Raw genomic sequence first — 19,493 nt, 5'->3', positions numbered from 1 at the left:
AAGTCGTCCTGAGATGGGTACGTCGCGCCCATAATCCTTTCGCAATCTTGCGCAAAGGTTTTCGATTTGAGCAAACAGAAGTTTTCGCTTCAGAAAAGCAATTGTGCATATTCAGAAACAGTTGTTGTTGGTAACGGAACGGTGTTCCCAATAACACAGTCTCAGTGTGTCGATTTTTGCTAGAGATACTCAATCACGGATGGAAACCCAGAGAAAATCGACCGTCTGCACCGTGATTTCGCATTACGAACCAGACTACCCATCACATCACAGACAGTTACATGAAGCTGCCAAGCCCAGTCTGCTCCTGCCCGGATTTGACCTCTTCCCACGAGATGTCGAGCGCTTCTAAGATGCGCTCGATAGGTCCTTGAAGCGTCTTCTCTAGCATCTTATCCCAATCGACGTGGAACTCTGGGGGAACTTGGTCTTCGTACTCGAAGCAGATGACGTCCGGGTCGCGCTTGAACTCGCCATAGAGGAGTTCGTCGGCGCTCATTCCCGCTGGGTCAAGCCCTCTCTCTTCCTCGATTTGCCGGAAAAAGGACGGATGGACCTTTGCGAGGTAGAGGCGCTTTGGCTTGCTCCCGCGCTGGAAGTTCGTGCCGAGTAAGAGATTGGCGTACTTCGCCCCGCGCACCTGTGCGGTGTCGGTGTCGTAGTTGTCCAACTGCTTGCCGATACCACCGGGAATCGCCACGTCGTCGAAATTTACGTTCCCTTCTTTGAAATCTGCGATGATGTCGTGGACGTAGGTTTTGACCTCCTCTAACGGTTCGCCGTGGACGATCATCTCGATAACTCGAAGCTGGACTTCCTTCGTAATCGGCGCGATGTCAGAACGCTTGTACTCGAAGCCGGTGATGTCGATGTCGTCTACGTCCTTGCCTTCCTTCCAGATGATGTGGCCCGCGTACCGCTTTTTCTTGCCCGCCTGGAAGAACCGGCGATAGAGCTTCTCGAACTCGATTTGGAAGCGGTGTTCGTCGGCGTTCAGTTTCTCGCGTGCGAAGGCGTCGTACGCCTCGTTGATGTGGCTCTCAATCTCGAACGACTGTTCGATGGCCGTCTCCTTGTCCACGTCCGGCCCAAGCGAGAGCATGATGGAGTCCGTGTCGCCGTAGATAACGTTGTAGCCAAGGTCGTTCGCGGACTGTTCGGTGAAGTTGATAACCTCACGGCCCGTCGCCGTCACCGCCGCGCCCATCTCCTTGTCGTAGAGGCGGAAACGTTCCCAACCCAGCACCCCGTATAGCGAGTTCATGATGACCTTGACCGCCGCCTGCTGGCGGTCGAAGCGGTCGTACTCCGCAGAATCGGGGTCGTTCTGGTTCCGGAGTTCTTTCTTCTGCTCGCGCTCGGTGAGCAGTTCGTCCACCATCTCCCGGATGATGCCGTCCGGTTGTTTCCGGAAGTGCGTCCCGTTCGGTGCGACGAACGTCTCACCGTCGTAGTCGGAATCAACCTTGGAGTCGGGCGAGGCGTTGATGGTGACCATGCACATCGGGTACAGCGACTTCAAGTCGAGCACCGTCACGTTCTCGCGGACGCCCGAGATTGGGTCGAACACCGCTCCGCCTTCGTAGTCTTCGCTCTCTGCGCGTCCCTTCGAGGGTAGCGCGAAACTCCCGTGTACCTTGTGGAGCACGTAGAGGTCGACCGCGTCGCCCGGCGTCGGCGCGTCTTCGAGTTTACACCCGACGAACGACGCCACCTCGCGCCAGAAGGGGATGATGCCTTGCTTGCGGTCGAGTTCGACACAGAGTTCCACGTCGCGCAGGTTGTACTCTAGGAGCTTCGACGGGTTTTCCTCCCAAAGATCGCCAATGCTGCCCGCATAGCGTTCTTTCCCGATGCCGAGTTCGACTTCACCAACCGCGTCGAGTCGGTAGGAGTCGAGTTCGGTGAACTGCGTGCGTTTGTAGCCGTACAGCAGGTCGAACACGACGCGTCCTTTGATGTTCGGCCCTTGCCAGTCAGAGCGCCAGACTTCGTCTACGCGCGAGAGGCGGTTGTAGTTCAGGTCGTACTCAGAGCCGCGTTCGAGTTCTTCGAGGCGGTCTAAGAGATACGGCGCGTCGAAATCCGCGAAATTCCACCCGGTCAGGACATCCGGGTCGGTTTCGATGAGGTAGTCGAGAAATGCGGCGAGCATCTCGTCTTCGGCCTCGAAACGACGAATGTCGAAGGTGATGTCGCCCTCGATTGGGTCGTAGTCGGGGAGTTCATCGGGGCCACGCTCGCCGCCGGGAGCCTCGTAGAGCCACATGATGTACTCGTCGTCGAACGAGTCGTGGCTGGTGAGGCAGATAATCGGCTCCTCGCCGTCTTCCGGGAAGCCGTTTCGGTCTTCGACCTCAATGTCGAAGGTGTTGATGCGGAGGTCTGCGTCCACATCGACGGCTTCAATTTCGGTGTGGGGGACGTGAATCGCCCCGTCGTTGCCACGACGCTCAGGCACGGAAATCCCGCTCGTGATGTCCTTGTCGATGAGCAAGCGATTCGGGAACAAGATGTCCGCCTCGAAGTGGTCAAAGCGGTCGCGCATCTGGCCCACGTCGCGGGGGGTGCGCCCGTAAATTTTCGTCAGTTTCTCGCCGCGGATGCTCTCGTAGCCCTCCTCCCAGCCGGTGATGGTGTCGAGGTCGAGTTTATCATCCGATAGCGACGCTGTCGGCGCGTAGAAGTAGGGGCGGAAGCCAGAGACGATGACGTGTTCTAACTCGTTTTCGGTGGTGCGCCCGAACACGTGCAACATGGGCGCTTCTTGGTCGCCACTCCCGACGAGCGTGTAATCGACTTGCGAGACCGTTAGTTCGACGGTGCCCGTCGCATCCGGGTATTTTTTCGCCGCCGAATCGACGACGACCGCACCCCTCCCGTCGTCGCCTGCGACTGCTCGTGCCTCTGCGGCGAGCCGGTCTTCGTCCTGCTCGTCGGCGGCAAACTGGTTGAGCCCCGTCTGCGTCATTGTCTCATCAAAGTCGTTCGGCTGATAAAAACACCAGCGGTCTGTCGCCCGCGCTTGCTTCATCCACAAAACATATAATATGATAACACATACCATACTTCGAGGTGAAATGGCCTAATGTCAAACCACGCAAGTCCGCGTCGGCAGCCAGATAGCGCTGACAGACCAGAGCCAGCCGTTCCAGACGGAGTCGAGACCACAGAGGTCTATGAGACAGAGGACGGAATCGTGCTCTATGACGCAGAGAATCCACTTGCGTGGGTACAGGCCACGCACGCAGTTCTACTCCGCGACGTGGCATAAGAGGGGTTTGGGGTACCGAAGCGAAAACACACGTCGGAGAATACTTTTTTACCGACATCGTAGGGCAAGTGTGATTGACCTAGAGGAAGAGCAATCCGACGCCTGGCCGGATGAGCCAAAGGAGTTCAACCCCGATACGGACATCGGCCCGGAAATCCCCTCGGTCAAAATGCCGAGCTCGGACGTCTCTGACATTCCTGACGACGTTTTTCGCACGTTCTGGTCGCTCGTCCTCACGTTCAACGTCGCCCTGTTCGCCCTCAGCCTCGGTGCGATGTTGATGTACTTCAGAGCCGATTACTGGACCGGCGGCCCCGTGTTCGCCATCGGCGCGCTCTCGCTCGTCTACGGGCTCGCAAAGTACCGCGCCCACCAGAACCGATAACCCTCGCGGACACCTGTTGCTACCCATGCGGACGGTCACCGACGACACAGGACGCCACCTCGTACTCATCAGCGAATCGAGCGACGCAAGCCGCGTCCGCGACCCAGAAACCGGCGAGGAGTTCTACGTCGAAAACGACCGTCTCACGCACGCTTCTGGCGAATCCACCTTCGAAACCCTCGCGCGAACGGTCCCCGAACCCACAAGAAAACTCCTCTCTGCGACCCGTGACGACTGGGCGCTTGGCCTGCTCATCCATCTCGAAGAAACCGGCCCGCTCGCCGCCCGCGAACTCATGGAAACGGACGACAAGTGCGAGAGCACGCTGTATGGAACGATGAGCGAGTTTCGCGCGGCTGGCCTCGTCGAAGAAACGGACGTGTTTGGCGAGCGCGGCTACAAAACAACTGCTCGCGCAACCGAGGCGCTACAGCAACTCCGCGGGTAACTCACGGGTTTCTCGCTCCGCGTGCGACCGGTTGCTCGTCGAATCTTTTTCCACCACGACGAGGTCGTCTGCCGCCCCGACCAGTTCCTCGTCGTGCGAGACGACCACGATTTGCTCGACGCCGAGCGTTCGCATCGAGTCGATGAGTTCGATGAGTTGGGTGACGTGCCCGTCGTCTAAGAACACCGTCGGCTCATCGAGGATGAGCGGCGGCATCGGTGCGGCCCCGTCGATACCCTCAGAGAGCAGTCGGTAGATGGCACACCGCAGACTGAGGTTGAAGATGGCGCGTTCGCCACCCGATAGCTGCTCTGGGGCGAGTGCCTCGCCGTCTTTCTGGTACACGGTGAGTTCGTAGTCGCCGTCGAGTTCAATGCGCGAGTACGAGTCGTTCTGGTAGACGAGGTCGAACACCTCGTTTAGCATGCGTTCTAACGTCTCGACGTTGCGCTGGCGAAGCTCGCCGCGAAGGTCACCGTACATGTTCTGGAGGTCTTCTGCCTCGTCGTAGAGCGACTCTAAATGCGAGACGGCGTCTGCGACGCGGTCGCGCCGTTCGCGGAGGTTTTCGAGTTCCTCGATGGCGTTTTCGAGTGCGCCAATCTGCCCTTTGAGCGAATCACGTTGCTCGGTAAAGGCATCGAGTTTCGGTGTGTTCTCCTCCAGATACTTCTCGGCGCGAGCTTTCTGGTTCTTGGCGTTCTCGATGGCTGCCTCGTCGAATGCCTCTTCGAGTTCGGATTTTCGCGACGTGAGGTCGGCTACTCGTTCCCGACGCTCTTCGTTTATCTCTTTCAGATGTGACCGCCGGTCGCGCTTCTGTTCCATCTGCGTCTCGTTGTCTACGATGTCAGCGAGGAGTGCCTGAATCTCAGAGAGCCGGGTCTTCTTCTCTCTGAGCGCCGTCCGCTGTTGATTGAGTTTGGCAATGGATTGACGGGCCTCGGTTGCTTTTGCTTCTGCGGCCGTCGTTGCCTCACGCTTTTTCTCGGCTCGTTCGTCCAACTCTTCTGCGTCTTTTCGAAGCATCGAGACTGCTTCTCTCCGTTCTTCGAGCGTCGATTCGCGCTCTTTAGCGAGTTGCTCGAAGTTTTCCTTCTGGCTTTCGAGGTCGGTAACCGTTCGCTCGGCTTCGCGGAGCGACTCGGCCGTCTCGATTCGCGTTTCGAGAGCTTCCTTCTCCTCGATGAGCGTTTCGAGTTCCACTTCGAGTTCTGCAAGGGTCTCGCGGTCATCCTCCAGTGAATCGACGTGAGGTGAGCCCTCGACTGGCTGACCACACTCTGGACATTTACCTTCGGCGAGCAGTTGCTCTGCCTCTTCTATTTTCGAGCGTAGAGTTTCGATTCGGGCGCGCAGGTCGGTCTCCGTCGAGGCCAATTCTGTTCGTTCCTCGGCTAACTGCTCGCGGAACGTGGCAGCCTCGCCAAAGTCGATTGGGGCGTCGTCGAAGGTCGCTCGCACGTCGGCAATCTGGTCTTCGATTTCGGTGACCTTCTCCCGGCGCTCGGTGAGCGTCTGCTCGTCGGATTCAACGGCTTCAGCGGTTTCCGTCGCTTCCTCGCGCTTCTGTTTTGCTTCAGCCGCCAGTTCTGCGGAGCGCTCTTCATGCGATTCTGCCTCGCTCGTGTGCGACTGGGCCTCGACGCTCTTCTCACGAATCTGGTCGTGCAAGTCGTCGTCTTTGGCTTCAAGTTCGGTGAGCGCCGATTCGACTGCCTCCTCAGTCGCTTCTGCTAAGTCGCTCGTTGCGACCTGTTCGTTGAGGTCGTCTCTAAGTTCGTCTGTGGCCTCTCGGAGATTACGAATACGTTCTTTTAGCGCGTCGCGTTCGCTCTCATCTTTTCGAATACTCTCGCGAACGTCCGATATCTCGTCTGCAATCTCGCTGAGTTTCTCCCGTTTCTCCTCGTACGCGTCAAGGATTTCTGTGGCCTCATCGCGCGTGTTCTCTGCTGTTTCGAGCGACGTTTCAAGTCGCGAGATGTTCGATTCGGTCTTCGACAGTTTGGTCTCGGCCTCGTTCAGTTGCTCGTGGAAGTTCTTCGCCTCTTTTTCTGCAATCTGGTCGTCGAGTTGCGTGAGACTCCCGTGGCGGTCGTCGAGGACGCTTTTGACCCCAAGACGTGCGTCGCTCGCGCGTTCGCGGTACTCCTCTAGCTTCCCGAGCTGGAGGAGGTCGTCTATCATCGACTGGCGTTCGCGTGCGGAGGCGTTGATGAGTTTGTTCACCTCGCCTTGGCGGACGTAGGCGCAGTTGACGAACGCATCCGCGTCCATCCGGAGCAGGTTGCGGATGTGCGCTTCCACGTCGTTTACGCCGTCGATGGTTCCCTCGGGAGTGTCGAGCACGCAGGCTGTCGTCTGGGCGCGCTCGCCGCGCAGTTTGATACGGCGCTCGATGCGGTACTCTGCGCCAGCGTGTGCGAACCAGAGTTCGACCGCGGCCTCCTCTGCGCCGATGGTGATGAACTCGTCTAAGCTGCGGTCGAAGCCACTGGGGCCGTAGAGTGCGAAGAAGCACGCTTCGAGCAGCGAGGATTTGCCGCTCCCGTTGACGCCGTGGATGACCGTCACGCCATGTTCGAGGCCGAGGTGGGCGTCGTCGTAGCACTTGAAGTTCTCCAAGCGAATCTGCTCGAATCTCATAGGTACTCCTCCATGGAACGTTGGGAGGCACCGCCGGATGTGTCACTCGTCGCAGGCGAGTCATCAGGTGAGTCTTCGGCTGTCTCTTCTGTCGCTGCTGAATCCGACTCTTCGGCTGTATCTGTGTCGCCTACAGCGTCAGGTGTAGCTTCCATTCCCGCCTCAGACTCAGGCGCTGATTCAGCGGTCGCGTCGTCCGTCTCGTCGGTGTCGTCGGCATCTTCGCTCGCGGCAGCGGCTGCTTCCGTTGTCGCTGCTTCGGGCGCATCTCCGTCAGTCTCGCCATCGGTCACGTCGTCGTCCGCATCGGCAGGTTGCTGGCTCGCTTCGTTTGGCTCCTCGCGTTGCGCGGGCGAAAATGCCGCGAAGTCGTCGTCTTCGAGCAGTTCGCGGACGCGCGTTTCGACCTCGTCTCGCACGTTCGCGTTCGCAAGTTTGCTCGCGCGAACCACCTCGTCGAGTTCGATGGCGGCCCCGCTCAGGCCGAGTTCGCGCACGCGCTCGCGAACGGCTTCGTCCGGGTCTGCAAACGAGACGTTCGAGACGGTTTCCGGGGCGTCGTACTCGCGTTTGTCGGTCACGCGCGCGACGAGCGCGCCGCGGTCGGTTGCGAATTCTTCGACCGTGGCTTGGGAGAGGGACTCCCCGTCGCCGGTGATGGTGATGAGCGCGACGGCGTCGTCGAGGTCGTATTCGCGGATGCGGTCGCGCACGTGGTCGATGCCTTCGCCCTCACCGAGTTCGATGTCGATAAAGTGGAACTGGCGGGTCAGCAGTCCTCGACGAGTGATGTCTACGCCATTATCGAAGGTGACGATGTTGTAGCCGCGGTCGTCGCGCTCGGTGGCACTCGCGCGCTCGGTTGAGCCACAGTAGGTGACCCACGTCTCGCCGACCTGCGTCTTGCCAGGCTTGTGGTTGTCCCCGAGCAACATCGCGTCGAAGTCGATTGACGCCGTTTCGAGGAGGACTTCGGTGTCCCAATCCCCGAAGTCGAAGGGCGTGAACAGGCCGTGGGTGACGAGTGCGGCGTGCGCAGCGTCGTGTGGAGCGAAGTCGTACGCGAGTTGGTCGCGCTGTGACTGCGGGACGAAGTCAAGGCCGTAGAAGGCGGTGTTTCCGAGAAGGTATGGTTCACTGCCGAGACGGGTGGCGAGGCCGAGGTTCTCATAGAGGTCGAGCCACTGGCCGTTGCGTTTCCCCTCGTGGTTGCCGACGATGGCGAGAAACGGGATGTCGGCGTCGTCGAGCGTTCGCAGGACAGAGAGCGTCCCGAGCAAATCTTGTAAATCCGGTCTGCGGTCGTGAAAGAGGTCGCCAGCGTGGATGACGGCGTCAACGTCCGCCGCCACCGCGTCGTCTACGACCTGTCGAAAGGCAGCGAGGAAATCCTCTCGGCGCTCTGCAGCATGGTACTGCTGATAGCCGATGTGGGTGTCCCCCGTGTGAATCACCCGAGTCATGTCGAAGCTATTTCGCGTCTCGACGTAAAGGGGTTCCGCGACCAGAGCGGAAGTGATTGGCCGCGCGACGATACGCCCGGTACGCCGCTGCAGCCTCGCGTCCCGATTGGACGAGCGAGGTCGTCCCTGCGCGTTCGCACTCTGTGAGTGCCTGCTCGAACCGGTCGATGCCAACGTGTGTGAGAAAGTCCGCCGCCTGTTCGATGTCGTCTATCGCCGCGACAGCGCGAGTGATAATTTGAGTCGAATCCGGGCATGCAGCCGGGTCACGACTGGCTGACTGGGGAGCTGAAACGGAAAAAGCGAGCCGTCTGAGCGCACGTTTTACCGTGACGGTCGATGGGTCTGTGTCGGGCACAGTCCCCGCTGGTTCGGCTTCCTATATCTATTCGAGGTCGAGCGAGTAGAGGCGCTTTCGGGCATCGGTAAACGAGAAGCGAGAGGAGACAGCGCCCGCGTCTTCGAGCCGGTTGAGCGCATAGCGCACCGTCCGCGGTGGCAACAGCGTCTCTTCGACGAGTTCGCTCTGGGTGAGCGTGTCGTTGTAATCGAGGATTTTCGCGACGAGTTTCGCACTTGGGGGAAGTTCGCGTACCAGTTCCCACCGATCTTGCTCTTCGTCCGCCACGACTGGCTCTTGTGTACTCATTATCAGAGGTGTGCAGATACTCGATATTAATAATTCCGGATAGTGATTATTACTTTAGAGCATATTGCCTGCGTTTCTGGAGAGTCAATCCGGCCGTCATATGTGTCATATGTTGGCGGGGATTACCCGAAGCCTCTTATGAACTTGCGACCTAAGCCGGTGTAATGACTGATACTGTTGACGACGTGGACCTTCCCTACGATGAGGACGCGTCACAGCAGGAGAAAATTGAGGCTTTGCGCCAGCGCTTGCAGGTGGTCGAATCACAAAACGAGGAGATGCGCGACAAGCTCCTCGACGCCAACGCAGAGAACAACAAGTATCAACAGAAACTCGAACGACTGACCCACGAGAACAAGAAATTAAAGCAGTCTCCGCTGTTTATTGCGACGATTCAGGAAATCACCGAGAAAGGTGTCGTCATCAAACAGCACGGGAACAACCAGGAGGCGCTCACCGAGGTCACAGACGAGATGCTCGATCAGATCGAACCGGGCACGCGCGTCGCCGTCAACAACTCTCTTTCCATCGTCAAAACGCTAGACGACGAGACGGACGTCCGCGCTCGGGTGATGCAGGTCGAACACAAACCCGACGTGACCTACGAGGACATTGGGGGACTCGAAGAGCAGCTCAACGAAGTGCGCGAAACCGTCGAGATGCCGCTCGAAAGCCCCGAGATGTTCGAACAGGTCGGGATTCAGCCACCGTCCGGCGTGCTGCTCTACGGCCCACCGGGCACGGGGAAAACGCTGCTCGCGAAAGCCGTCGCCAACCAGACCAACGCCACCTTCATCAAGATGGCTGGCTCGGAACTCGTCCACAAGTTCATCGGTGAGGGTGCAAAGCTGGTGCGCGACCTGTTCCAGGTCGCCCGCGACCACGAGCCTGCGGTCATCTTCATCGACGAAATCGACGCCATCGCGAGCAAGCGCACGGACTCGAAAACCTCGGGTGACGCTGAAGTCCAGCGCACCATGATGCAGTTGCTCTCCGAGATGGATGGCTTCGAAGAGCGCGGGGAAATCCGCATCATCGCGGCCACGAACCGCTTCGACATGCTCGACCGCGCCATCCTTCGTCCGGGCCGGTTCGACCGCCTCATCGAAGTGCCAAAGCCCGGCCCTGAAGGCCGCGAGAAAATCTTCGAGATTCACACGCGCAAAATGAACGTCGATGACGACGTGGACTTCTCGAACCTCGCAGAAGTGACGAACAACGCCTCCGGTGCGGACATTCGCGCGATTTGCACGGAAGCCGGGATGTTCGCCATCCGCGATGGGCGCACCAACGTTGCGATGAAAGATTTCCAGGACGCGTGGGCGAAAATTCAGGCCGAAGAAGAAGACGAGGACGTCTCGAAGACGTTCGCCTGAAACCGCTGTTTTTCTGTTTGGCGCTCGATTCGAGCGCTTGTGCTCTGCCTCGTTATGAATTGATGAGCGCGGCGTGTGGTCAGATGGCAGAAAAGCGCAGTCGCGTAGCTACAGGGCGAGGAAGGCGAGGTACGGAATGGCGAACAACAACAGTGTCATCGCCGCGAGGATGACGCCGTAGCCGAGAAACGCGCCAATCGCGGCCGTAAACGAGTCGTGGTCGAACTGCGCGGGAAGGTTCATACGCAAACCGTTGCTCGGTCGTCTCTTGAGTCTTTTGCCGTTACGTGCGAAGGATGTCTTCGATGCGGCGGGCCGGGCCGTTGAGCGAGGGGTTTTTCTCGATGATTTTGAGGATTTCGTGGTCGGTGATGTCGGGGTAGGATTTCCCGATTGCTTCTTCGACGAACGCACGCTCTAAGCGAAACTCAGACCCCTCGTAGACGACATCAACACCCTGCTTATCAAAGGAAAGAACCGTCATAGGGAAGGGTACTATCTTGCAGAGTAAAAACCAACCGACCTCGTCAGCCACTCGTCAGACATTCACGGAGGATTAATACGAGCAGAGAGACGAGTTTGTTTCGTGCCACTGCGTTCGGACCCTCTCGACAAATTAGCCATCCCAGACGGGACGACGGTTGAAGAACACGACCTCGTGACCGACGGCGACGTTTTCGTCGGCGCGCGCAGCACGGTCGAGTTTGGGGTTCGCGGACGCAACGTCATCGCCGGTGAGGGCGTCACCTTCGGCGGCGATATCGAAGCGGAGGGCGACTGTCGTATCGACATGTGGTCTGACATCGCCGGAAACGTCCTCGTCGGCCAGGACGCCTACCTCGGCGAGCGCGTCCACATCGAAGGCCAACTCATCGTCTCTGGAGACTTGGACATCGGCGACGACGTGAACATCGAAAACGGCTTCGAAGCGAACGGCTGGATCGTGATTCGCAATCCGGTGCCGACCATTGTCTTCCTGTTCATCTACCTTTCACAGCTCCTCCGGCTCGGTGAAGAAGAGGCTGCAGAGTCCGTCCTCACCGAACTCGCAGACGGCGGCGAACCGGAGGACGAACCGGTCGTCATCCCACGAAACGCCCACGTCAGCGACGACGCGTGGCGGGTTTCGACGCCCGCAACCATCGGCAACGAGTGTCGCCTGCACGGGAACATCCGCGCAGAATCCATCGAAGTCGGGGATGACAACAACATCTTCGGCAGCCTCCGCGGTCGCGGTGACATTTCGATTGGCAAGGGAACGCAGATTCACGGCGACGTGACGACGCGTAGAGGAACCGTCTCGGTGACGGAGGGAAGCCGCATCCTCGGCGATGTTGCCTGTGAAGACCTCTTGCTCCACGATGGCGCGGTCATCGACGGCTCGATTCGCGCCCGCGGCGAGATTACGCAGGTCCGCGACACCGAAGACGAAGCCACCGAATAGACCGAAAGGCAATTTTGGGTAACCACGGTATGTGAGCACATGCTCTCTATCGCGCTTGCCGGGAAGCCAAACGCCGGCAAGTCAACCTTCTACAAAGCCGCTACCCTCGCCGAGGTGGACGTAGCCAACTACCCGTTTACGACCATCGACCCGAATCGCGGGGTGAGCTATGTGCGAACGGAATGTCCGTGTCTCACCCGCGAGGAACGCTGTAACAACGAACACTGCCACGATGGCAAGCGCTACGTCGCCATCGAGTTGCTCGACGTGGCTGGCCTCGTTCCGGGCGCACACGAGGGACGTGGCCTCGGCAACCAGTTTTTGGACGCGCTCACGAACGCCGACGTGATTCTGAACGTCGTGGACGCCTCTGGCGGGACGAACGCCGAGGGCGAACCCGTCGAAATCGGTGACCACGACCCCGTCGAAGACGTGACGTTCATCCAAGAGGAGATGGACCTCTGGCTCGCCGGTATTTTGAACAAGAATTGGGAGTCGGTCACGCGCCAGTCGCGCTCGCCCGGCTTCGACATCGACGAGGCGCTCACCGAACTGCTCACGGGCGTCGGTGCGACCGAACACGACGTGACCACGATTCTGCGCGACCTCGACTATCCGGACAACCCACAGGAGTGGACCGACGCAGACCGCGAGCGCCTCGCGCGCGACATCCGCGCCCAGACGAAGCCAATCGTCATCGTCGCAAACAAGGCGGACATTGCGCCGCTGGAGAACGTAGAACGCCTCCGGGAGGCCGCAGACCTTGTCATCCCGACCACCGCAGACGGCGAACTCGCGCTGCGCCAGGGCACAAAATCCGGACTCATCGCCTACGACCCCGGCGACGAGGACTTCGATATTCTCGGTGACCTTTCTGGACCGCAGAAAAAAGGCTTAGAGAAAATTCGCGACGTGATGGCCGAGTTCGGCGGCACGGGCGTCCAAAAGGCGCTGAACATCGCCGTTTACGACCTGCTCGACCACTTTACCGCCTACCCCGTCCAGAACGAGGGCAAGTGGACCGACGGCCAAGGAAACGTTCTCCCCGACGCCTTCCTCCTGCCGCGGGGGTCGACGCCCCACGACCTCGCCTACGCGGTCCACTCGGACATCGGCGACGCGTACCTCCACGCCGTCGATGCAAAGTCGAATCGACGCATCGCAGAGAACCACGAACTCGACGAAGGCGACGTCATCAAAATCGTCTCGTCGGCCAAATGAGCCACACTGCGTGGGTGGAGCTGGCCGAGGTGAAGCCAAGCCAACTCTACCTGTCGAGTGAGAAACTCACTGCCGTGATGAACTGGTTCGACTTCGACGGGCCGACGTTCGGCCCGCTGCCGGTGTTCGAGTACGAAGGCGAGACGTACCTCGCAGACGGCCACACCCGGGCGTTCGTGGCGCACCTCGCCGGGTGTATGAAACTCCCGGTCACCTACGACCCGGAAATCCGCACGAGCGACGACTTCCCGGTGTACGTCGAATGTATTGACTGGTGTGCAGAGGAGGGCGTCGAAACGATTCCCGACCTTTCGGGTCGCGTGCTCTCACCGGAAGCCTACGACGTGGAGTGGATAGACCGCTGTCACCGACTGGCGACGCGACTCGACTGATTACTCGCCGACCCGCCGCAGGATTTCGTCGGCCAACACAACTTCTGTCCCAGCGAGGCCGACCGAGCAGAACACGGTCAGGTCGGTCTCGCGCTTTCGCCCGGCGTGGTCGCCCGCAACCACCGTCGAAAGTTCGACTATCTCGGCGCGTCGGTCGCCTTCTACGAAAAACGGCTGTTTGTACTCGGCGTAGCCCTCGACCTGTACGAGCGAGTCGGTGACCACGGTGTGAGCGCGTTTGACCGTCTCCATCGGGAGTTCGTGAGCGCCGACGTACTTCGGGCCGAGCGTCGTGACGTGCGCACCCGGCGCGAGCCATTTGTGTTCGAACACCGGGTTGCGACTCGTCGTCGCGCAGATGACGATGTCAGCCTCCTCAACGGCGGCTTTCGCGCTCTCGACGGCGACGACGTGGGCATCTAGTTCGGCGTTGAGTTCCATCGTCGCATCCGTGCGGCTGTCGCGCGTTCGTGAGAAGACGCGTATCTCATCGAGGTTTCGAACGCTCGCAGCGGCCCGTGCCTGCATCCGACCCTGCGTTCCAGCCCCGATGAGCGCGAGCGTCGCCGCATCCTCGCGGGCGAGGTGTTCGACCGCGACGCCGCCAATACCCCCGGTTCGAAGCAAGCCAATCTGGTCGCCAAGGGCGAGGCCTTTGAACGCACCTGTCTGGCTGTCGAAGACGGCGACGAGTTGGGTGTGTTCCGGCGAGTCGTCGCGGAAGGTTTCGTACACGCGGAAGCCGAGCGCCTGCACCTCGCCCGTCGCGGCCCCCGCGGTGAACACGAGCGACCCATCTTCGACATCGACGCTGAATCGTGGTGGCGAGACGAGATTGCCAAAGGCGTGTTCGCGGATGGCGAGTGCCATGGTTGCGACGACGTCTGCGGTGTCGATTGTTGCGAGTACGTCGTCGTCAGAGAGAATGGGGAAGGTCTGCATGCTACGCTAGAAAACGGTCGGAATACTGAAAACTGTTCACCCGAGCGGCCGAAACCAAACGGCGACGAGCAACAGCGCGAGAAAGACGTAGGAGCCGCGAATCAGGAGCATCGTAGCGAGTTCGGGGCCAGCACGGCGGGCGAACAGGGCGACGATGCCGAATCCGAGCACAGCGAGTACTGCACTTTTTGGGAACACCGAGAGTGCAGAGAGGCAGAGGATAGCGAGGAGGCCGAGAGTCATGAGCAGATACGCGACTCGCCGCGACCGGGTCGTACCGAGGACGACGACGGCCGTGTGTTTCGAGATGGAGCGGTCGTAGTCGTAGTCCTGTGCGTCGTCGATGATTTTCACCCCTGAAAGGATGGTGAGAAAGACGGCGGCGAAGGCGAACACCGGGAGCGTGAGCGTCTGCGTCTGGACGTAAAACCCGCCGAGGAGCGAAATCGAAATCCCGAGCGGGTAGCCCATCGTCGTCGTGAGGGCGTGCATGTCGAGTTGGGGCGCGTGGAGGTAGCCGATGAGCCAGCCCGGCAGCGTAAGTAGGGCGGCCCACACGTCCACGACGTATCCGATGGTGAGCAGGCAGACGAAGAATCCGGCAGACGAAAGGGTGAGTGCGAGTTTCGCGCCCCCTGACGAGAGGGGGTGTTCGTCGTCCTCACCGCGGATGTAGAAGTCAACGTAGCCGTCTTTGACGTGGGCGGTGTAGAGCGCGAAGAACGCGGCCGTCATGTGGAGCGCCGCGAGCGAGGGCGAGAGGTCACGTGCGAGTACCGCACCGAACCACGACGCGGCGATGGGTGGGAGCATGAACACCGGGTGAATCTGTGAGGCGAGGGCCCGAATCGCCGCGGCGAGACCGGTTCCGTGGCGGGCGACGTGCATACTCGTACCATTGACGTGTTAGCTGATAAACGTGTGCAGGGTGGAAAAACGCGTTACTGCACGGCTGCGACCGCGTCACCCATCAGTTCGAGAGCGGCTTTCAGGTCCTCGATGCCGGTGGCATAGGAGATGCGCGCGTAGCCCGCGCCGTTCTCGCCGAACGCCTCACCGGGGACGAGGATGACGCCGCGTTCGATGACTTCGTCGACGAAGCCCTCGGGGACTTTTGGCATGGCATAGAACGCACCGCGAGGTTTCGGCGTTTCGAGGCCGATGTCCGCGAGGCCGTCTAACACCACGTCGCGGCGCTGTTCGAACGCAGCCACCATCTCTCCGATGCAGTCTTGTGGCCCCGAGAGCGCGGCTTCTGCGGCGTACTGTGAGGGCGCGGCGGCACACGCCTGTGCGTACTGGTGGACGCGAAGCATGCGCTCGACGCGGCGGTGGCTGCCGGTGACCCAGCCGAGCCGCCAGCCGGTCATCGAGTACGCCTTCGAACAGGCGTTGACGACGACGACGTTGTCCGTCTCGGCGAATTCGAGCGGTGAGTAGTGCTCGCCCTCAAAGACGATGTGTTCGTACACCTCATCAGAGATACAGAGCACGTCGTGTTCATCCGCGATGCGCGCAAACTCCTTGATGTCTGCTTTCGACTGCACCGCGCCGGTCGGGTTCGCGGGGCTGTTGACCACGAAGGCCGCCGTGTCTTCGGTAATCGCGTCTTCGACAGCTGCCGGGTCCATCGTCAGGTCGTCGCGCAGGCCGAGCGGCCGGGGCACACCACCCGCAATGTGGGTGAGCGCGTCGTAGGAGACGAAGCCGGGGTCGGGGAAGATGACCTCGTCGCCCTGGTCGACGTGGGCCTGGAAGGCGAGGTGGAGCGCCTCGCTGCCGCCCGAGGTGGCGATGACGTTCTCGGGGTCGACCGCGATGCCGTTGTCGCGTTGGTGTTTGGCCGCGATGGCCTCACGCAGCGGGAGGATGCCCTTGTTCGGCGTGTAGGCGTCAACCACGCCGTCTGCGATGGCCTGCTGGGCGGCCTCGCGGACGTGTGCGGGCGTTGGAAAATCGGGTTGTCCGATGCCGAGGTTGATGGCGTCGGGGCCTGCGGCCTCGAACACCTTGCGAATGCCACTAATCGAGACGCGCTCGACTCGACGAGCAAATTCAGTCATAGGCGAAGTCGGGTGGGGGAGAGAATAACTCTGATGTGTGGTGTGTGGACAGGGTGCGTGATTCGGGTCGAGAGATAGCCAGCCGCTAGGTTAGTTTTCGAACTCGTCGCGCAGTTCCTCGATGCGCATTTCGAGCACTGACAGGGCGGCGTCGGCATCGGTGTAGCCGCGTTCGTACTCGTTGTAGACGCTCTTTGCATTCCGCAGGAACTCTGAGACGGCGTCTTCTAGCTCGGTCATACAGAGAGGTTGAACCCGACCGTATTTCAAACTGGCAGAATGCGTTGGATGGACAGCGGTTTGGTTCGCAGTGATAGGACAGAAAAAGGAATGTGGCTCTGTTGAAAATATTGCATGTTGACAGGGATAGGGTGCTGAATAGAGAGGCTGTATGCAGCAAACTGTGGTCGTTCCTCTCACGCCTTCCGTGACAAAACGGAGGTGAGCCCCCTATCCGTCTTGCCGATCCAGAGTAGTACGCTGATGTAACCAATACCCAACCGGTTTAGGTGTAGAAACCTCTCTATGAAGAGAGGTCGCTTACTAAATGGGATTCCTTGATTCGTTCGGTGCGTTAGCGAGTAGTATCGTCGCGGCAATTGTTATGTTAGCGCTTGCCATCCTCAGCTTCTTCGTGACGGTTTTCATCGTGCAAGTAGGGGCTGGTTTGGCTGGCTACTCACCGAGCGGAGACTTCGTTGTTCTGTCTGCCGCATTTCTCGCAACAGGTGCGATCGTCGCTGGAGCGACGCCGATGACCAGTCTCAGCGGGATCTCCGGGTAAATTCGACCGAAGATTCGGTCGTTCTTCAGGACGTTGTGATTCACCCGTTGCACTTGGGGGTGAAATGCATGTCCAAGTCGCGCTCTGTATGCAGCACGGCCACTGGAAGCTACCCGGTCGCTGTCAGGAGAGGTATGCGAGATACAGTGGGTGAATTCAGCAAGACGCCAAGATATTGAATCAGTCGTCAGGAAGGGAGTGGGTGTGTCTCAGGTGGGTGTAGCCAGAGAGCATGCGTTTATTGTGTGTGGATTTTGATACAGACAGACATGACAGAGAAGGACTCCACGAGCCAGAGAGTCAGATGACGAGTAGCGAACTCGTCGCTGTCGGCACGCTCGTTCTCAGTATCGGGGCACTGTGGATTGGGGCAGAGGCGTTCGTCTCCAACGCGGCACAGGTGGCTCGACGCTTTGGCCTATCGGAACTCGTCATCGGCTTGACGGTGGTCGCAATGGGCACCTCGGCCCCCGAGGCAGCGGTTAGTATCGATGCCGCACTCGTTGGAAATGGTGATATCGCGGTGGCGAACGTCGTCGGCTCTAACCTCTTCAATATCGGAATCGTTCTCGGTGGTATTGCCGCTGTGGTCCGTGTTCAGAGTTCGGCCCGGATGGTTCGTCGAGACGGAGCCGTGATGGTCGCCTCCACGCTCTTACTGCTGGCGATTTTGTGGGACCTCCGAGTGAGCCGTCTCGACGGAATCGTTCTGTTGTCAGTGTTCGCTGGCTATCTCGCCATCCTGTTCGTTCGTCCCGATACGCCGGCACCGGTGCAGGATGACGGAAAGGGAGTCACATGGAGCACGGTCGTCTTCCTCATTGGCGGGCTCGGTACTGTCATCGTCGGTGCCCACTTTCTCGTGGAGTCAGCAGTGTTCGTTGCCCGGGCGGCGGGACTCTCCGAGTGGGTAATCGGGGAAACCATTGTAGCGGTCGGTACCTCTACCCCAGAGATCGTTGCATCTGTTGCTGCCGCTCGGAAGGGGATGGGCGACATCGCGGCCGGCAACCTCATCGGAAGCAACGTATTCAATATATTGTTAATTCTGGGAGTTACATCGACAGTCGCGCCGATTGCAGTCGTCAAGACTGCCATCGGAACTACGACGTGGTTACTCGGACTCTCCGTGCTCACCGCCATTCTCCTTGGAACAAGGGGGTACTTGGATCGGCTTGAAGGAGCATCGCTCTTGGCCATCAACCTGAGCCGGTGGATACTCGACCTGTTGTAGCCGCAACACAGGTTCGACGACCTGTCCTAACTGTTCGGACTGCCTCGATACGCCACCTGCGAGACCTACGGTCTGTATCCTCCAACTCACTCCATTCAGCTGTTGACCGGACATTCACCGACTTGCGCTCTGTATTCAGCACAAACCTCGAAAAACTACCAACAACGGAGGGTTTCAACAGAGCCGAGAAGGTGAAATCGGTGATACGCACCCAAGACAGCAAACTTTCGGTAGCTGTATTGTGCGATAGTGGTCGCGGTGCTGCAACCCTCAGCACAGCACTCGAACGCGACAGAGTCGCGTTCGGTGCGGCCTTTTTCATGAAAGTTTTTCGAGCGCGGCTTTATGCCGCGCTCTCAAAAAGTTTCATTGGAACATCCGAAGCGGCTTCGCCTGCGTGCTCTCCTCGTCTGCGTCCTGCATGCGCTTTGCGAACTGTTCTTTCGCGGTGCGAATCTCCTCTGCGCGAGCGACGAGGTCGTTGGTGTCCACGTCGATGCCCGCGAGCGGTTCGATGCCGTGCAGGAGGAGGATGCGGGCGGCTTCGGGGTCGGGGAAGCGTTTGTCACTCTCGACGATGAGGCCGATGCCGGTGATGTCGAGTTCGGCGGCGCGGTTTATTAGCGCGCCCGTCGGACCGGAGATGAGGCCGCTTTCGGTCGGAAATGAGATGTCGGCGGCGTCAAGGAGCGACGCGCCGTCGCCGGTCGAGACGCCGTAGAGGGCGGGTTCGTCTGCGTCTTTGTCGGTCGGGAGGCCGGAGAGGAAGATGGGCGTTGCGTCGTGTTCTGCGATCCAGCCGGTGAGACAACTCGAAAACTCGACGGCCTGAGAGGGGGAGACGGGAATGTCGCTCTGGAGGACGACGAGGTCGCGCGCTTCGTCGGCGTAGAGCCGGACAGGGGCTTTGACGGCTCCGTCGCCTTTGCCGTACACCGCAACGCGGGGGATGCCCTCACAGTGGAGCGACCCGTAGTGGGTCATCTCGAACTGTTCGACGAGGTGGTCGGCCGCGATTTTCCCGACGAGGCCAACGCCGGGGAGTCCTTCGACCAGCGTTGGCTCTGTGAGTTCGAGCGAATCGTCGTGAAGTTGGACGTGCGCCATGAATTGGCATACTCACCGGACTTGCATAAGGGCCCGGGCAGTGTGCGCGTTCGAAACCCACA

At 59.7% G+C, this 19,493-nt stretch carries 21 protein-coding genes; 9 read left to right on the top strand and 12 right to left on the bottom strand.

Features of this window, described 5'->3' with window-relative positions:
• Positions 1–277: 277 nt before the first annotated feature.
• Positions 278–2,971 carry a DNA-directed DNA polymerase gene (locus V5N13_RS13740; RefSeq protein ID WP_336361224.1) on the bottom strand — a complete coding sequence of 898 codons (2,694 nt, stop codon included), beginning with the start codon at positions 2,969–2,971 and terminating at the stop codon, positions 278–280.
• Positions 2,972–3,088: 117 nt separating this feature from the next.
• Here V5N13_RS13740 and V5N13_RS13735 point away from each other — a divergent pair, with 117 nt between their 5' ends.
• The 3 genes from V5N13_RS13735 to V5N13_RS13725 all read left to right on the top strand — a co-directional run bounded on the left by V5N13_RS13735 (position 3,089) and on the right by V5N13_RS13725 (position 4,107).
• The gene (locus V5N13_RS13735) at positions 3,089–3,274 is read left to right on the top strand and encodes a DUF7331 family protein (RefSeq protein ID WP_332898495.1); all 186 of its coding nucleotides are present in this window, start codon (positions 3,089–3,091) and stop codon (positions 3,272–3,274) included.
• Between the two features lie 70 nt (positions 3,275–3,344).
• Complete coding sequence (locus tag V5N13_RS13730; protein ID WP_336361223.1) at positions 3,345–3,659, top strand: DUF7322 domain-containing protein; 315 nt, start codon at positions 3,345–3,347, stop codon at positions 3,657–3,659.
• Positions 3,660–3,684: 25 nt separating this feature from the next.
• Positions 3,685–4,107 carry a DUF7346 family protein gene (locus V5N13_RS13725; RefSeq protein ID WP_336361222.1) on the top strand — a complete coding sequence of 141 codons (423 nt, stop codon included), beginning with the start codon at positions 3,685–3,687 and terminating at the stop codon, positions 4,105–4,107.
• Here V5N13_RS13725 and rad50 read toward each other — a convergent pair.
• Genes rad50 through V5N13_RS13705 form a run of 4 tightly spaced genes read right to left on the bottom strand, consistent with a single transcriptional unit; the run spans position 4,087 to position 8,868 of the window.
• Complete coding sequence (gene rad50 / locus V5N13_RS13720) at positions 4,087–6,756, bottom strand: DNA double-strand break repair ATPase Rad50 (protein ID WP_336361221.1); 2,670 nt, start codon at positions 6,754–6,756, stop codon at positions 4,087–4,089. The two genes, V5N13_RS13725 and rad50, sit on opposite strands and share 21 nt — an antisense overlap.
• The gene (gene mre11, locus V5N13_RS13715) at positions 6,753–8,219 is read right to left on the bottom strand and encodes a DNA double-strand break repair protein Mre11 (RefSeq protein WP_336361220.1); all 1,467 of its coding nucleotides are present in this window, start codon (positions 8,217–8,219) and stop codon (positions 6,753–6,755) included. Before mre11 ends, rad50 begins: the two co-directional genes overlap by 4 nt.
• A gap of 7 nt (positions 8,220–8,226) precedes the next feature.
• On the bottom strand, positions 8,227–8,577 hold the full coding sequence (locus tag V5N13_RS13710; protein ID WP_336361219.1) for a hypothetical protein: 351 nt from the start codon (positions 8,575–8,577) through the stop codon (positions 8,227–8,229).
• 27 nt (positions 8,578–8,604) lie between these two features.
• Complete coding sequence (locus V5N13_RS13705; RefSeq protein ID WP_332898489.1) at positions 8,605–8,868, bottom strand: MarR family transcriptional regulator; 264 nt, start codon at positions 8,866–8,868, stop codon at positions 8,605–8,607.
• A gap of 164 nt (positions 8,869–9,032) precedes the next feature.
• On the opposite strand from V5N13_RS13705, the gene pan1 reads away from it, so the two are divergent.
• Entirely contained in the window at positions 9,033–10,244 is a 1,212-nt protein-coding gene (gene pan1 / locus V5N13_RS13700) for a proteasome-activating nucleotidase Pan1 (protein WP_336361218.1), read from the top strand.
• A gap of 108 nt (positions 10,245–10,352) precedes the next feature.
• On the opposite strand, the gene V5N13_RS13695 is transcribed toward pan1, so the two are convergent.
• Positions 10,353–10,487 (bottom strand): hypothetical protein, encoded by a 135-nt coding sequence (locus V5N13_RS13695; RefSeq protein ID WP_336361217.1) that lies wholly within the window; start codon positions 10,485–10,487, stop codon positions 10,353–10,355.
• 40 nt (positions 10,488–10,527) lie between these two features.
• Entirely contained in the window at positions 10,528–10,728 is a 201-nt protein-coding gene (locus V5N13_RS13690; RefSeq protein ID WP_332898484.1) for a DUF5800 family protein, read from the bottom strand.
• A gap of 102 nt (positions 10,729–10,830) precedes the next feature.
• Here V5N13_RS13690 and V5N13_RS13685 point away from each other — a divergent pair, with 102 nt between their 5' ends.
• The 3 genes from V5N13_RS13685 to V5N13_RS13675 are packed head-to-tail and all read left to right on the top strand — an operon-like array spanning position 10,831 to position 13,301.
• A complete protein-coding gene (locus V5N13_RS13685; protein ID WP_442905080.1) occupies positions 10,831–11,688 on the top strand; it encodes an acyltransferase in 858 nt (285 codons plus the stop codon).
• Between the two features lie 39 nt (positions 11,689–11,727).
• Complete coding sequence (locus V5N13_RS13680) at positions 11,728–12,909, top strand: redox-regulated ATPase YchF (protein ID WP_336361216.1); 1,182 nt, start codon at positions 11,728–11,730, stop codon at positions 12,907–12,909.
• Positions 12,906–13,301, top strand: coding sequence for a hypothetical protein (locus V5N13_RS13675; protein WP_336361215.1), 396 nt, complete (start codon positions 12,906–12,908; stop codon positions 13,299–13,301). The genes V5N13_RS13680 and V5N13_RS13675 overlap by 4 nt, the downstream gene beginning before the upstream one ends.
• On the opposite strand, the gene V5N13_RS13670 is transcribed toward V5N13_RS13675, so the two are convergent.
• The 4 genes from V5N13_RS13670 to V5N13_RS13655 form a co-directional block, all read right to left on the bottom strand.
• Positions 13,302–14,243, bottom strand: a complete 942-nt coding sequence (locus V5N13_RS13670) for an ornithine cyclodeaminase family protein (protein WP_336361214.1) — start codon at positions 14,241–14,243, stop codon at positions 13,302–13,304.
• Between the two features lie 36 nt (positions 14,244–14,279).
• Positions 14,280–15,131 carry a UbiA family prenyltransferase gene (locus V5N13_RS13665; protein ID WP_336361213.1) on the bottom strand — a complete coding sequence of 284 codons (852 nt, stop codon included), beginning with the start codon at positions 15,129–15,131 and terminating at the stop codon, positions 14,280–14,282.
• 53 nt (positions 15,132–15,184) lie between these two features.
• Positions 15,185–16,306 carry a pyridoxal phosphate-dependent aminotransferase gene (locus tag V5N13_RS13660; protein ID WP_336361212.1) on the bottom strand — a complete coding sequence of 374 codons (1,122 nt, stop codon included), beginning with the start codon at positions 16,304–16,306 and terminating at the stop codon, positions 15,185–15,187.
• A 90-nt stretch (positions 16,307–16,396) separates the two neighbouring features.
• Positions 16,397–16,546, bottom strand: coding sequence for a hypothetical protein (locus V5N13_RS13655; RefSeq protein WP_336361211.1), 150 nt, complete (start codon positions 16,544–16,546; stop codon positions 16,397–16,399).
• A 307-nt stretch (positions 16,547–16,853) separates the two neighbouring features.
• Between V5N13_RS13655 and V5N13_RS13650 the strand changes: the two genes are divergently transcribed.
• Positions 16,854–17,090, top strand: a complete 237-nt coding sequence (locus tag V5N13_RS13650; protein WP_336361210.1) for a hypothetical protein — start codon at positions 16,854–16,856, stop codon at positions 17,088–17,090.
• A 304-nt stretch (positions 17,091–17,394) separates the two neighbouring features.
• The gene (locus V5N13_RS13645; RefSeq protein ID WP_336361209.1) at positions 17,395–18,324 is read left to right on the top strand and encodes a calcium/sodium antiporter; all 930 of its coding nucleotides are present in this window, start codon (positions 17,395–17,397) and stop codon (positions 18,322–18,324) included.
• A gap of 366 nt (positions 18,325–18,690) precedes the next feature.
• Here V5N13_RS13645 and V5N13_RS13640 read toward each other — a convergent pair whose 3' ends face one another.
• Positions 18,691–19,431, bottom strand: a complete 741-nt coding sequence (locus V5N13_RS13640; protein ID WP_336361208.1) for a proteasome assembly chaperone family protein — start codon at positions 19,429–19,431, stop codon at positions 18,691–18,693.
• Positions 19,432–19,493 lie beyond the last annotated feature (62 nt).

The organism is Haladaptatus sp. ZSTT2, from assembly GCF_037081775.1.
In the GTDB taxonomy this organism is placed as follows: Archaea; Halobacteriota; Halobacteria; order Halobacteriales; family Halococcaceae; genus QDMS2.
The sequence above is the reverse complement of the archived record's forward strand: the minus strand, read 5'-3'. Positions and strand labels throughout refer to the sequence as shown.